The 13823-nt window shown below is 57.6% G+C and carries 15 protein-coding genes; 5 read left to right on the top strand and 10 right to left on the bottom strand.

Features of this window, described 5'->3' with window-relative positions; genetic code table 11:
* Position 1: 1 nt before the first annotated feature.
* On the top strand, positions 2-694 hold the full coding sequence (gene modB, locus AC2FJE_RS15400) for a molybdate ABC transporter permease subunit (RefSeq protein WP_496756209.1): 693 nt from the start codon (positions 2-4) through the stop codon (positions 692-694).
* Positions 691-1788: a molybdenum ABC transporter ATP-binding protein gene (gene modC / locus AC2FJE_RS15405; RefSeq protein ID WP_496756207.1), complete on the top strand. Its 1098-nt coding sequence runs from the start codon at positions 691-693 to the stop codon at positions 1786-1788. Before modB ends, modC begins: the two co-directional genes overlap by 4 nt.
* Here the strand turns inward: modC and AC2FJE_RS15410 are convergent.
* The gene (locus tag AC2FJE_RS15410; RefSeq protein ID WP_472722945.1) at positions 1785-2678 is read right to left on the bottom strand and encodes a Hint domain-containing protein; all 894 of its coding nucleotides are present in this window, start codon (positions 2676-2678) and stop codon (positions 1785-1787) included. The genes modC and AC2FJE_RS15410 overlap by 4 nt on opposite strands.
* Before the next feature lies 1 nt (position 2679).
* Positions 2680-3192: a toxin-activating lysine-acyltransferase gene (locus AC2FJE_RS15415; RefSeq protein ID WP_058278492.1), complete on the bottom strand. Its 513-nt coding sequence runs from the start codon at positions 3190-3192 to the stop codon at positions 2680-2682.
* A gap of 180 nt (positions 3193-3372) precedes the next feature.
* On the opposite strand from AC2FJE_RS15415, the gene AC2FJE_RS15420 reads away from it, so the two are divergent.
* Complete coding sequence (locus AC2FJE_RS15420; RefSeq protein WP_058272063.1) at positions 3373-3783, top strand: hypothetical protein; 411 nt, start codon at positions 3373-3375, stop codon at positions 3781-3783.
* A 4-nt stretch (positions 3784-3787) separates the two neighbouring features.
* Here the strand turns inward: AC2FJE_RS15420 and hemF are convergent, their stop codons facing one another.
* The 4 genes from hemF to clpS are packed head-to-tail and all read right to left on the bottom strand — an operon-like array spanning position 3788 to position 6855.
* Positions 3788-4672: an oxygen-dependent coproporphyrinogen oxidase gene (gene hemF, locus AC2FJE_RS15425; RefSeq protein WP_496761119.1), complete on the bottom strand. Its 885-nt coding sequence runs from the start codon at positions 4670-4672 to the stop codon at positions 3788-3790.
* A gap of 5 nt (positions 4673-4677) precedes the next feature.
* A complete protein-coding gene (locus AC2FJE_RS15430; protein WP_058271963.1) occupies positions 4678-5478 on the bottom strand; it encodes an SDR family NAD(P)-dependent oxidoreductase in 801 nt (266 codons plus the stop codon).
* A 37-nt stretch (positions 5479-5515) separates the two neighbouring features.
* A complete protein-coding gene (locus AC2FJE_RS15435; protein ID WP_496756200.1) occupies positions 5516-6481 on the bottom strand; it encodes a class I SAM-dependent methyltransferase in 966 nt (321 codons plus the stop codon).
* Between the two features lie 32 nt (positions 6482-6513).
* A complete protein-coding gene (clpS, locus tag AC2FJE_RS15440) occupies positions 6514-6855 on the bottom strand; it encodes an ATP-dependent Clp protease adapter ClpS (RefSeq protein ID WP_058271961.1) in 342 nt (113 codons plus the stop codon).
* A gap of 91 nt (positions 6856-6946) precedes the next feature.
* On the opposite strand from clpS, the gene AC2FJE_RS15445 reads away from it, so the two are divergent.
* Both AC2FJE_RS15445 and AC2FJE_RS15450 read left to right on the top strand, forming a co-directional pair.
* Positions 6947-7648 carry an HAD family hydrolase gene (locus AC2FJE_RS15445; protein ID WP_496761120.1) on the top strand — a complete coding sequence of 234 codons (702 nt, stop codon included), beginning with the start codon at positions 6947-6949 and terminating at the stop codon, positions 7646-7648.
* A gap of 281 nt (positions 7649-7929) precedes the next feature.
* A complete protein-coding gene (locus tag AC2FJE_RS15450) occupies positions 7930-9315 on the top strand; it encodes a D-alanyl-D-alanine carboxypeptidase family protein (protein WP_058271959.1) in 1386 nt (461 codons plus the stop codon).
* A gap of 59 nt (positions 9316-9374) precedes the next feature.
* Here AC2FJE_RS15450 and AC2FJE_RS15455 read toward each other — a convergent pair whose 3' ends face one another.
* From AC2FJE_RS15455 to AC2FJE_RS15470, 4 genes are all read right to left on the bottom strand, one after another.
* On the bottom strand, positions 9375-10622 hold the full coding sequence (locus tag AC2FJE_RS15455) for a hypothetical protein (RefSeq protein WP_496761121.1): 1248 nt from the start codon (positions 10620-10622) through the stop codon (positions 9375-9377).
* 145 nt (positions 10623-10767) lie between these two features.
* Positions 10768-11529: a LamB/YcsF family protein gene (locus AC2FJE_RS15460; protein ID WP_496761122.1), complete on the bottom strand. Its 762-nt coding sequence runs from the start codon at positions 11527-11529 to the stop codon at positions 10768-10770.
* Positions 11530-11541: 12 nt separating this feature from the next.
* On the bottom strand, positions 11542-12540 hold the full coding sequence (locus AC2FJE_RS15465; RefSeq protein WP_496761123.1) for a 5-oxoprolinase subunit C family protein: 999 nt from the start codon (positions 12538-12540) through the stop codon (positions 11542-11544).
* The gene (locus tag AC2FJE_RS15470) at positions 12537-13292 is read right to left on the bottom strand and encodes a 5-oxoprolinase subunit B family protein (RefSeq protein ID WP_496761124.1); all 756 of its coding nucleotides are present in this window, start codon (positions 13290-13292) and stop codon (positions 12537-12539) included. Before AC2FJE_RS15470 ends, AC2FJE_RS15465 begins: the two co-directional genes overlap by 4 nt.
* Positions 13293-13823 lie beyond the last annotated feature (531 nt).

Consider the following 13823-nt stretch of genomic DNA (forward strand, 5'->3'; position numbering starts at 1 on the left):
TATGGGGTGGTTGGGACCTGCAGAGCTTGAGGCGCTGAAGTTGTCGCTACGTGTGTCGTTTTGGGCAACACTGGTGACATTGCCGTTGGGCATATTCGTTGCCTACGCGCTGGCACGTTGGCGGTTTCCGGGTCGGCAGGTCTTGAATGGGCTGGTGCATCTGCCGTTGATCCTGCCGCCGGTGGTGACCGGCTATCTGCTTCTTCTGACATTTGGAATTCAGGGGCCGCTGGGCAAGTTGCTGGCAGAGATCGGAATTGTCGTGGCGTTTCGTTGGACTGGCGCCGTCCTTGCCGCGGGTATCATGGCATTTCCGCTGATGGTGCGGGCCATACGCCTGTCGATCGAAGCTGTGGATCCCAAACTGGAACAGGCCGGAGCCACACTGGGTGCATCACGCCTGTTTGTGTTTGCCACGGTGACCCTTCCGATGATCCTGCCCGGCGTCATCGCCGGGGCAATACTGGCCTTTGCCAAAGCGATGGGAGAATTCGGGGCAACGATTACTTTTGTGTCGAATATCCCGGGTCAGACGCAAACCCTGCCGTCAGCGGTCTATGCCTTCCTGCAAGTTCCGGGCGGCGAAGCCGCGGCCACCCGTTTAGTGGTCATCTCGATCGTGGTTGCTATGAGCGCGCTGTTGTTGTCCGAGTTCATTGGGCGATGCGTTGCAGCGCGGGTGGCCGGATCATGAGCCTGTCCGTTCGTTTGCAGCACGATTTGCCTGACCTCAAGCTGGATCTGAGTTTTGATGCCCCACCCGGTGTGACGGTTCTGTTTGGGCGGTCCGGATCTGGAAAGACAACCATTGTAAATGCCGTCGCCGGTTTGGTGAAACCCATGGCCGGTCGGGTTGCTGTAGACGGGTGGGAGCTGTTTGACACCGCGCAAGGCCTCTGGTTGCCACCGCACAAAAGACGGCTGGGTTACATCTTTCAGGAAGGTCGTCTTTTTCCACATCTCACTGTGCGCCAGAACCTGTTCTACGGAAAATGGTTCGCGCCCAAGGGTGCGCGCCGCGAAAGCCCGGATAAAGTGATCGAAATGCTGGGGATCGGGCACCTGTTGAACCGGCGCCCCTCGGGGTTGTCCGGCGGGGAAAAGCAGCGCGTTGCCATTGGCCGCGCTCTTCTGGCCAGTCCACGGTTGATCCTTGCGGATGAGCCTCTGGCCGCATTGGACGACGCGCGAAAGGCTGAGATATTGCCTTATTTTGAACGGCTGCGGGATGAGGTTTCAGTACCAATTTTGTACGTCACACACTCGGCCGCGGAAGTTGCGCGTTTGGCGACGTCGGTTGTCGCGTTGCAAGAGGGCAAGGTCCTGCGGCATGGCCCTGCCTCCGAAGTATTAGCCGATCCGTCAGTCGCACCGGCTGGTGTGCGGGCTGTCGGTGCAGTGTTGCAGGTTCGGGTCGTCAAACATCATTCGGACGGGCTGACTGAGTTGGACGCAGGCGGGTCGTCTTTGTTTCTGCCCCGGGTACCCCTGCAAATTGCGGAAGAACTGCGAATCCGCATTCCCGCGCAAGAGGTTATTCTGTCCAGCAAACGCCCCGAGGGTCTTTCGGCTTTAAATGTTCTGGAAGGTACGGTCGACACGATCCGCGCGGGCGAAGGGCCGGGTGCTATTGTGTCCGTAAGAACACCCGCGGGTTCTGTTTTGGCCCGGGTTACTCGCCGTTCCGTCGAAGCGTTGGGATTGGAACCGGGCAAACCCTGTTTTGCGGTCATCAAAACGGTCGCACTGGCACCGCAAGACGTGGGTGGGCACTTGCGCGGGGTCTAAGCCAGCGCGCGGGCTTCGAATTCTCGCAGGATCAGGCGGGCTGCTCGGCCGAATCCTAGCCCATTCGGCATGGCTGTGTCCGGGAAAATGGCGGCGAGCTCCTGCAATGCGTCCGAGGACAGAGTGTACAGGGATTCTTCGCCGAGATAGAGGCTTTCAGCCAGTGCGCCCTCGGCTGTCAGTATTTCGTGGCTATCCAGCAGGATGTGAAAATACTCGACCGGGTCATCCGAGGTGTCAATCGCGATACCTGGCCAGGAACAAAGGTGCTTGGCCGCAACCAGCGCGTCGGGCGCGCCGAACAAAAGCTCGACCTTTGGTCCGCTGACCAGAATGCGGTGTTGCTGTGATACCAGCAGATCGCGTTCGGGCCGTCCTGCGCCAAGGCTGCCAGCTTTGATCCGAACCGGGCGCATGGCCGGATTGTCTCGCAATCGGTCCGGCGATAAGGCGCTGCTTTCCACCCACCGGATCGGTTGCAGCCCGCGATCTACGGTCATCACATTGTCGCCAACGCTCAGGGTTTCTATCTTTTGATTGCCTTTTTCAGCCAGGATCAAGGTGCCTGCAGTAAAGCACACGCCTTCAAGGATGATGGTGATCTCTTGGGTCAGGTCATATGGTTGGAATAAAAAGTCCAATCCGGTGACCTGTACCGTGAAGGTATCAGTGACCGTCGTCCCGAACGGGATATCGTCAAAATCGCTTTGATTGACCGTGTAGGTCCATTCGCCGGTATTTGGGTTAATGGAGGCCACGCCCAGTGATGGCTGATCAGAGATCGACCAGGATTGCGTCCGAGGAAAGCCGGTCAAGCCAAGATCGCCACTGGCCTGATTAGGGGGATCTCCGGTTACAAAGCCAGTTGTTGTCCCTACTATCGATACCATTTCAAGACCCCTCCATTTTCAGGACCTCGCGGAACTCTTTCTTCCGGTAAAGCTTCATGTGTACGTCCCCCGCGTCGTCGCGGGTCCACTCCACGATGCGATTTCGGGTCAGGTCGCTGTCCATCCGATTGGTTCGAACCCGAGGGTGGGGGATTTCTTTTTTCAGTATTTCGACGATCTGGTTGGTCTGTCCAAACGGGGCCACAAGGTCGACGATCCAGAAGGACGTGCCGCTGGCAAAGTCCGTATCTTTCAGCGGTTTTTCCTGAATGGCGTACCGACGCTCGGCTTCGGGGCTGAGGCCGGCGAAGGTCACAAACCCGCGTGGGAAACCGTTCTGCCGGAAAATGTGGTACTGGTTCAGCCGAAAAGGCGTTTCAAAAGCATAGAGCACCTGCCCGAGGGTGCGCGGCCTGTGTGTATTGGTCAGCGATGCAAGATAGAACATGGCGCCGAAATCCGCGTATTTTTCGGACGGGATATCAAACCAGTCATTTGGAAACGCTTTGCTCAAAACAAACCCCAGCCAATATATGCCTTGATCCTAATTGCTTATAATCAAAAATGATACTGATTTGCCTGTATGTGCTGTGTCGGGGTCCTGTCGGCCGAATTCCCGAAAATGGTGCCGCTTTACTCGGACCACGTGTCCGGTATGATCTTGAATAAGTGTTTCGAAACAGGAATTGCCATTATGCGAGTTTTGAAAATAGCGGCCCTGGCAACATTTGCGGTGTCGCCTTTATTTGCACAGGGAATTGGGATCGGAATCGGCGCTTACCCGGGTTTTAAAACCACAGTCACTCCTATGAACAACGGTGTTTACGAGGTCGCCGTCAGTGGGTCTTCGGCCCCGGTCGCGTATTGGTGCGGGATAGGCGACTTTGCTATTCGCAGCCTGAGAACAAAAGCAACCCAGCGTATCTATATAGTTCGGGCCTACGAAAAAGGCGTGCGCACGGTGCAGTTTTCACTCACCCCACCCGATGGTGTCGATACCACGCCGGGATATTCGATTACCGTAAAACGTGTGGGTGAGAACATGTCGGCGGGGTCCGCGCAGGGCTATTGCTTTGACAACTTCCTGGATTTTGGGTTCCGCTAATCTATCAGGCCCATTTTGCCATTGGAGGAAGGCTCATCAACACCGCATCCGGGTCATGGCCGGTTTCCAGCCCGAATTTTGTGCCCCGGTCGTAGACGAGGTTGTATTCGGCATAAAGGCCCCGATGCACCAGTTGCGTGTCTTTGGCCGCTTCGTCAAAACCCTGGACTCGGCGCTTTTCCACCAATGGCAGGAAAGCAGGCAGGAACGCGCGACCGATATCCTGGGTCAGCGCGAAATTTGCGGCCCAGTCTCCGGTACAATAGTCATCCATGAATATCCCGCCTACGCCTCGGGCGCGCTTGCGGTGAGGGATATAGAAATACTCATCAGCCCAGTCTTTCAGGCGAGGGTAATGGCCGGGACCATGTGGATCCAGATGCGCCTTTTGGGTGGCATGAAAATGCGCTGTGTCCTCATCGTATTCGATGCAGGGATTCAGGTCCGAACCGCCGCCGAACCACCATGCGTGCGGGGTCCAGAACATGCGGGTGTTCATATGAACGGCCGGTACATGCGGGTTTTGCATATGCGCGACCAGAGAAATTCCCGACGCCCAGAAACGCGGATCTTCGGCCATCCCCGGAATCCCCTTACGCGCCGCCATGGCCTGTTGCGCTCGCGCACCCAAAGTGCCGTATACGGTCGAAACATTGACGCCGACCTTTTCAAAGACCCGCCCGCCACGCATCACGGACATCAACCCGCCGCCCGCATCGCTGCCGTCTTCGGATTGGCGTTTGGTTTCCTTGACCTCGAACCGGCCAGGTGCTGCGTCTGCAAAAGGGCCAGAGCTGTGGGTGTCTTCAAGTGCCTCAAACGCGGCGACAATCTCATCGCGCAATTGGCGGAACCACGCGGCGGCGGTTGATTTTTCGGTATCGAACATAGGGATTAATGAGCCGGAGCTGCGACGGGGTCCAGCAAGGTGCGGCCGCCATCAATTGTCAGAATTTGTCCGGTGATAAAGCCGGCTGCATCCGAGGCCAGGAACTGTGCCGTTTCGGTCAGTTCGTTCGGGGCTGCGATCCGGGCCAAGGGCGTATGTCTCTCGATATCGTTGCGAAAGTCCCGGTTTTCCTTGAGCGTGGACTGCAGCGAGGCGCTCATGACCGATCCCAGCGCGATGGAATTGACGCGGATTCGTTTCGGGGCCAGTGCAACGGCCAGCGAACGTGTCATCTGATCCAGTGCGGCGGTGGATACGGAATAGGCCATCAGATCAGGGTGGGTGCGTCGCGCCGCGATTGAAGACAGGTTGATGATCGACCCGGCGGGGCCTTCGTCAGTGTCACCTGCTTGTTTTATCATGCGTTTGGCGACCGCCTGGCTTAGGCGCAGCGAGGGCATCAGGTTCTGATTGAGCAGCATGCGTACGGAATCGTCGTCCGCGTCCAGTGGATCGGACGGGATCACCTGGCGCGCGCCATTGATCAGGATGTCCACCTGATCAAACGCATCAAGCGTGGCAGACAGCAGGTTCGCGATGGTCAGCTTTTCCCGCAGGTCGCCAGCAAAAAACCGGATGTTGCTGTCATCGGCCTGTTCGCCAAGCTCGTCGGACAGCCGTTTTTCGTCCATGTCGGCGAACATGACATTGGCCCCGGCATCCGCAAAGTGGCGCCCGATGGCCAGTCCGACACCATTGGCGCTGCCTGTGACAATGGCGGTCTTGCCGGCTATGGAAAAGGACATGCGTTGTCTCCTGATTTGCGGCAGAGGTTAACCGGGATCACCGTCGAGGGCGAGAGGCGTGAAACACCTTGAACCGATTGTCGCCGGACACCTCTTGAACCTGTACGAAATTCTCGGCCAGCGTGACCTCGTAGGGCAGGTGGCGATTTGCGACCATCCACAGATTGCCGCTCCGGGTCAGGTTTCGAGCTGCGGATTTGATAAAGCCCTGACCCAGCTCAGGGTCGGCGGCGCGCGATGTGTGGAACGGAGGGTTCATGATCACCGTGTCCAACGGTTCTGGCGCGTTCCACGCGACGGCGTCGGCCCAGTGGAACTGCGCGCAGGTCTTGGCCAAATTGACGCGTGCGCAGGTAAGGGCGATCTGGTCAGCCTCGACAAGATGTAACGCGCGCGGATTGGCGGCCTTTAGCACACCGGCTGCGAGATACCCCCAGCCAGCGCCCAAATCAGCGATCCTTGCACCCAGCTTTTCGGGTAATGCGCCCAGCAGCAGGGCCGAGGCAGGGTCAATCCCATCAGCCGAGAACACACCGGGCGCGGTCTGAAAGCCATCGACTGTCTGATTGTTCGGGGCGGCCCAGTCGGCAAAAGCCTCGGGTGCGGATTGGAACCAGAAAATCTTGCCATGCGCCTTGGCGATGGGCCCTTCGACGTCAACGCGTTTGCGGATGTCTTTCAGCAGGCTATCGACGCCGTCGGTTTTGGCACCGTCTATGACAATCAGTCCGCTGGCCCGCTGACAGGCCTGATGCACCATGCTGCGCGCCAGCGCCTTGGCGCGGGGCAGGATCACGATGGCATCCTGACAAGGGTCTTGGGCTTCCGGCACAGCGGCAAAGCCCTGTCCGGCAAAGTGGTCGTGAAACGGTTTGAATGGCTGCACCACCTGCGTTTCACGCGGCAGGGCCGACAGATCGCTGTCGGATGATGGTCCAAGCACGCTGAGTGGTTGCGACAGCTCAAGGCCGCTTTGCAGGGCAAGATCAAGACGAGGGGACATCGGCAAATATGAGAGAGAAGGCTAAGGTGGCCTTACTCTTCCCGTTCCATTGTGCATTGCAGGGGGTGCTGGTGCCTGCGGGCAAAGTCCATGACCTGGCCCACTTTGGTTTCGGCGATCTCATGGCTGAACACGCCAACCACGGCGACGCCTTTCTTGTGGACGATCAACATGATTTCAAACGCCTCGGCATGGGTCATGCCAAAGAAACGCTCCAGCACATGCACCACGAATTCCATCGGCGTGTAGTCGTCGTTCAGCAGCAGTACTTTGTACAACGGCGGGCGCTTGGTCTTAGGGCGCGTCTGCACCAACAGCGACGGATCATCGTCGTTGTCCGGTTGGTCAGACATCATCCATTTGTGTTCAGTCATTGCGCCTTTGTCCGATTCAGGCTTCGGTTTGTCTGATCGGTTATATAACGTGCATGGGGCCAGAGAAAAGAGCCAGCAGGACGTAATCGAAATGGAAAAAGCGCTGACCACAATTGGGTTCGACGCCGACGACACGCTTTGGCACAACGAGCGGTTTTTTAAACTGACGCAGACGCATTTCACGGGATTGCTGGCCGATCACGCTGATCGCGATCACCTGTTGGATCGGCTGCTTGCTGCGGAAAAACGTAATATCCGGCACTACGGCTACGGAATCAAAGGCTTCACCCTGTCGATGATCGAAACCGCAATCGAAGTGACCGACGACCGTGTTCCAGCCTCGGTTATCCGCCAGTTGGTCGAAGCGGGGCAGGACATGTTAGCCCACCCGATCGAGCTTTTGCCCCACGCGCGCGAGGCCATCGAAGCGGTGACTGATACGCATCGGGTGATTCTAATCACCAAGGGCGACCTGATCGATCAAGAGAGAAAGCTGGCGCAATCCGGTCTGGGAGAGTTGTTCGACGAGGTCGAAATCGTGTCCGAAAAGTCAGCGCAAACCTACCGCGATATCTTTGCGCGGCATGGTGACGGACCCGAATCTGCAATGATGGTAGGCAATTCGATGCGGTCCGATGTCGTCGCCCCAATTCAGGCCGGGTGTTGGGGCGTCTATGTGCCCCATGGGTTGGTTTGGGAGATCGAAAAGGCCGAAACCCCTGCGGGCAATCCGCGCTATCGCGAGATGCGGGATTTGGGCGAACTTGCTGATCTGGTTCAGCGCCTAAGTTGATGTTGCCAATTGGTCTCAGTTTTCAAAAAACGAGGTGGGAATTACGTTAAGGGGTTCAATTTGCGTGGATGTGGTAGGTTGCGGGCTGCCCGCGTCTACATGTAGTGCCGGTTCGGACGCTTAACAAAACAGCGAATTTGCACGCTTTCGGTTTATTTCATTGGGTCTCTGTGTTAGCCTTGTAGGCAATAAAAAATAATTAACGCTGACCGGGAAAACCCGGCGGCCTGAGGTAGACAGAGGCAAAGATCGTGCAGGTTCGGCGGACAGTTCCGGCCCGGATGGGCTTATTTCTTATAGCATTCTTGTGGCTGCTCTCCTTCGCGCCGTTGCAGGGATTTGCGGCACCATATGCGGCGATGGTCATCGACGCCCGGACAGGCGAGGTTCTGCATTCGCGCAATGCTGACACCCGACTGCATCCGGCCTCTCTGACCAAGATGATGACACTCTACATTGCATTCGAGGCGGTGCGGAATGGTGAGATCACCTTGGACACGCCCGTTCGGATTACAAAAAAGGCCTCTTCTGAACCCCCCTCGAAACTGGGCCTTCGCACCGGGCAAACCATTGCGTTCCGATATCTGATCAGGGCGGCTGCCGTGAAGTCCGCCAATGATGCGGCCACGGCGATTGGCATCGCGATCAGTGGATCCGAAGCAGCATTCGCCCGTCGCATGACGCGCACGGCCAAGGCCATGGGTATGAGCCGCACAACGTTCAAGAACGCACATGGCCTGACGGAATCAGGTCATTTGTCGACCGCGCGGGATATGACCACGTTGGGTCGCCACCTGCTTTATGATTATCCGCAGTATTACAACCTGTTCTCACGCCAATCCACGCATGCGGGGATCAAGACGGTTCCAAACACGAACCGTCGCCTGTTGGCGGCCTATAAAGGCGCGGACGGGATCAAGACCGGATACACGCGGGCTGCGGGCTTTAACCTGGTTGCATCGGCCAAGCGCAAGGACGAACGCATCATAGCAACTGTCTTTGGCGGTAAATCCGGCGCATCGCGGAACGCCAAAGTGGCCGAATTGCTGGATATGGGCTTCCGCCGCGCCCCCTCGCGCGCCCCGATCCGCAAGCCGGCGCGCCCCACCTATGCCGGAAACGCAGGATTGGGTGCGACAGTCGCGGCCCTGACTATCGCGCCAAAATCCAGTCTGCGCCCCGTTCTGCGCCCTGGACCGGGTGCTGCAGTTCAGGTTGCTGGCGCCGTGGCTGAGACGGCTGCCAAAAATGGCACGCGCATCAAGGATGGTATCGCCGCAGCAATCGCGGCCGCTGACATTCAGCCCTCTGGTGATGGTGACGCACCCCGTCCCGCTGCGCGCCCGGCTGACCTGGTTCTGGCCTCGACCGATCCGGCAGTGCAGCCCGAACCCGAGCAAGAGATCGTGACCCGACTGTCAACATCGGGCGGACGGCTATGGGGTGTGAACGTAGGCCGCTATACCACCCGATATGAGGCGGAAAAGATTTTGCTAAAAACAGCCCTTTCGGAAATGACCACTCTGGAAGGCACGCTGCGGAAGGTGAACCAAAGCTCGCGCGGCTTCGACGCGACATTTCAGGGCATGACCCGCGAACAGGCCGATCTGGCCTGCCGCCGGTTGCAGGCCCGGAATGTGACTTGTTTCATGATCGGGCCGTCATAAGGCTCGACATACTCTCCTGAATGGATCTGGGCTGCGAGGAAACTCGCAGCCATTTTTTGTCAGTCGAAGACGTGGCCGTGTGTGTATTGTTCATCCTGACCCGCCGCAGCGGTCAGGGCGGCCACGTTATCCTTGGTAAAGAACCCGTCATAGTGGTGACAGCGTTCGATATACTCGGTGATTAACAGCGTGTACTTCGAATGCTTTGAGAATATCTGCTTGAGGTTCGGATCATCCTTACACTCGCCCACCACATGGGCCAGGAACGGTACGCCCTCGTCTTTGAGCGTGTTGACCACAAAATCGACGTTCTTTTCACCCGCGCCGTGGTCGCCGTCCTGGATCTCGATTGCCATGTGGTGCAGGCGACGGCCAAAGTTCCGCACGAAATCCTCAGTCGGCATCGGCAGCTGTTCAAAGGAATTGACGAAAGAGGGCGTGTTGTTCGCGGTGAAGACCTTGGCGGGGGATTTCTTGTCATCATCCACATTCGCGTTTCGGTTCACATTGGTAGACGAGTTCATCTCAAAGATGTTGTACGCGCCCCAAAAGTAATAGGGCACCATGGTCAGAAACTCGAGGATGGCGTCCTCACGCTCGCCGGCTAGAATGCGTGTTGCAAGGTGGTCGACCCCCAGCATCAAAGGCGCGATTTTGCTGTCGGCCCCGAATGCCGCCGCCTGATCCAGCCGCGCCTGTTCGTCATTGCTCAGCAATATCCGGTCACCCAAACCGAGGCTGTCGGTGTCGTTGAAATCCAGGGATGAGTAGCCAACCCTGTTACAGGTGAAATCGGACGGCGACGTAAATCTGAACCCGTCCGAAGTGTAGAACGGGTTTTCGGTGTCTCCCTTGTACTCAAACCTGATGTTCTGATCTTCAAGCGTTTTGGTCAGGGTCTTGAGGTCCGTGGCGCCATAAATCTCTCCGACATAGCGGGTCTGGGGGGTGTTGCGGGCTAACGGGTACATACGGTTGATGCGCGGGATAAAGTCTTCGAATGTCGGGCTTAGTGGCGCCATGACGATAATCGCAGGATAATCGGTGTGTGAGTGCATGACCGCAAATTTGTGCGTCTGACCCAGATAGCTGGCCGTATGTCGGTAGGGTGTCATGACATAAAGCTCGATCAGCGTGTCGAACATCGCGTCCGGTTCAACCTGAATGACGATCGCCTGCATCGCCCCGACCTGATCAGCCACGCCCGAGCTTTGGCGGCGTTCGTAGATCATCGGCAGATATTGGTGGAAGAACTCAGAGTTCTTTTTGTCGCCGCGCGGTTCGTAATTCATCAGATCAAAAGACATTGGCCAACCTCCTTGCCTATACCGGTTTGGCATGGCGTTGCTTGGAATTGTGGTATTCAGAACATGCACTTGTCGGGCATGCTAGGGTCTGTATCCCATACAGGCAACAGTCAGAGGATAGATCGTCAGGATTACGCCCTTCTTTCTACCGCATGAATTTTGTCACATCGACCCCGCCGTCGATCAGGGATGTGCGAACCGAACGGGCGATTTGTACCGCGGTTGGACCGTCGCCATGCAGGCAGATCGTGTCAATGGATGTCTCTAGCCGCTGGCCGCTTTCGGTGATGATGGCACCTTCGCGCACCATGTTCAGGATGCGCGGTCCGGCAATTTCGGGGTCATGAATAACCGCGCCGGGCAGGCCGCGGTCGACAAGAGTTCCGTCGCCGTTATAGGCCCGGTCCGCAAAGATCTCGCCGACCCACTTGCACCCCAGTTCGCGCACGGCTTCTTCTTGTTTGGTAACGGCCAAAACCATGATGATGATGTCCGGATCGACATCCAGCGCGCCCTGATAACAGGCTCGGGCCATGTCGATATCGACCGAGCACATGTTGGCCAGCGCCCCGTGCAGTTTCAGGTGCCGCACTTCGGTGCCAACGGCCTTGGCCATTCCGATTGCCGCCCCCAGTTGATACCGAACCAAATTGCGCAGGCCGGCATGGGGCACTTTCATGTTGCGGCGGCCAAATCCTTGGAGATCGGGGAAGCCGGGATGCGCGCCGATCCCAACGCCGCTTTCGGCGGCCAAGGTCATCGTCTTGGCCATCACATCCGGGTCACCGGCGTGAAAACCGCAGGCGATATTGGCGGATGTGATGATTTTCAGAAGACTTTCATCATCGCCCATATTCCATGGGCCATAGCTTTCGCCCATATCGGCATTCAGATCGACGCTTGGCATGGGTGATACTCCTTAGTCGGTGGCAGAGATCATTCCGCCGATCAATTGGTAGGACAAGAGGTCCGGGATGTCATGCGGATCGCGGACCAGCGGTTCGACCCGCATAGGTAGCCGGGCAAGTTCGGCTTTGTGGGCGGTTTGCAGGGCTGTGGCCTCGTCCAGTGACACGAATTCGAACTTGATCTGCCCGCCCGCCGGGGTTTGCGCCGCGCGCGGAAGGTCACAGGGCAGAACCGTCGCGATACGGGGATAACCTCCGGTGGTCTGACATTCAGGCAACAGGATAAAGGGGCTGCCTGTTCCGGTCATCTGTATGTCACCGGGGGTAATGACCTCGGACAGAATGTTCAGCTGACCCTGGGCCGCGAAACCTTCGCCCTCGCTATCCAACTGCATCCCCATTCGGTTGGCCCGACTGCCACGCCGAAACTCGGTTTGCACAAAGCGGTCCAACGTTCCCTGATCAAACAGGGGGGTCTGAAAGCTGGCGATCACGCGTAGAACGCCACCCGAGAAGCGATCATCCGGGTAGAGTTTCATGCCCGTCACGCCTGATCCGTCGGCGACTGGCAATGTATCTCCGGTCTGAATGGTACTTCCGATCTTGGCGGTCAAATGCGCTGAGCGTGATCCCAGAAAAGCTTCGGACGCGATCCCACCGCTGACATGCAGGTAGCCATAGGTCCCGCGCGTCGCAGCACCAATCACCAGCCGCTGCCCGGCTTCCATCTGGTGCGACGCATTCCAGACCACAGGTGCGCCATCAATGCTGGCCTGCATCGGAGCACCTGTCAGAGCGATGCCGAGAGATTGCGTTGCCTCGAATTCGCCACCCATTCCAGCCATTTCCAAAGCGGCAAGTCCCGGGCTTTGACGCAGCAACGCTGCGCCCTCGTGCAGGGCCAGTTGATCGGCGGCGCCGGATCGGGACAGCCCCTGATCCAGATACCCGACACGACCCTGGTCTTGTATGGTGCAGGCCGGGCCAATGCGATGAACAATCAGACTCATCCCGCGATCTCCTCGCAGGTGGCACCGCCTGAGCCGTCCGAGTTGTTGGCGCGGATGGTTTCCAGTTCGTCGCGCGAAACGGACAGGAACTGCATTTCATCCCCTGGCTTCAACGCAAAGCTCTGCGGTGCGTCAGGGCGAAAGCAGCGAAATGCGGTTTGGCCCACGTGCCGCCAACCGGTCGGAGTGGGGCCCGAGAACAGTACGAATTGGGAAATTGCCATTACCAAGGCCCCCTCTGGGACCATAGGAGTCAGTTCCTTCAGACGTGGAATATTGAACTCAGGACTAAGCGGACCAAGATACGGCTGCCCTGGTGCAAAGCCGATGGTCAATACGCGTACCTTTGTGTCGCTCAGCCGCCGAACGGCTTCCATGGAATCCAACCCCGCCGCCGCCGCTGCCTCGTCCAGTTGCGGAGCAAGCTTGCCCCCATAAACTGTGGGGACCCGCCACAATCTGCGACCGGCAGGCAGTGGTGCCTCAAACCAATTTTGCTGTGCAAGTAGGTGTCGCACTTTACGCTGGATTTCAGTGCGAGGCAGTTTGTCGGGATCGAACCTCAGATAGGCCGATGCAAGGGATGCAGAGGTTTCGACAACACCGTCCCAGGATGCCGCGTCGATTGCGCCCCTAAAGGCCAGCGCCGCCCGGTTCGAGGGTTCGGCCATGGCATCGGCAAAGGAAATAAGAAGGCCGTCATAGCCTACGGTATTTATGCGTGGAAACATGTCGGCTGTATCGGTGGTCATTTCACGGCTAACCCGGGCATCTTACAGAGGCGACCACACATCATCCCGGGCCAATGCGCAAGCCCGGCGTAGGTAGACACGCGCGGATTCCATACCTGAATTGAGTACTAGCACCGTTTTTTAGGCCGGTTCCGACTCATTGAATCGCTTCCGACTCGATTGAGTCTTGTGGTGTGATGGGGCGCCCTGTCTATATATAGGGGTACGATTACTGGAGGCGCAGGCAGGTGTAGGTCCGACTTGTATTTCAACTGATGAGATCGCCGTTCGAAGGGGTGTATGATACAACTTAAGATATTGATAAAAAACAAATAAGTAGAAAAATGGAAAAAATTCGCCTAGAAGGTCATTTTCTGCTTGCGGACTTATGCGGTTATACTTAGAACCCCCTTCACCGGCGCTGCTGAGGCGCTTGGGACACACTGGCGAGACGGTGGGACGGGTTGGAGAGACAGCCGGACGCATCGGAGAGACGGTGGGCATCTTAGGGAATGATTTAGGCGGGCGCGCTGATGTTATTGGCGCAACGGT

The sequence above is a fragment of the Ruegeria sp. CDSC002 genome (genome assembly GCF_059610905.1).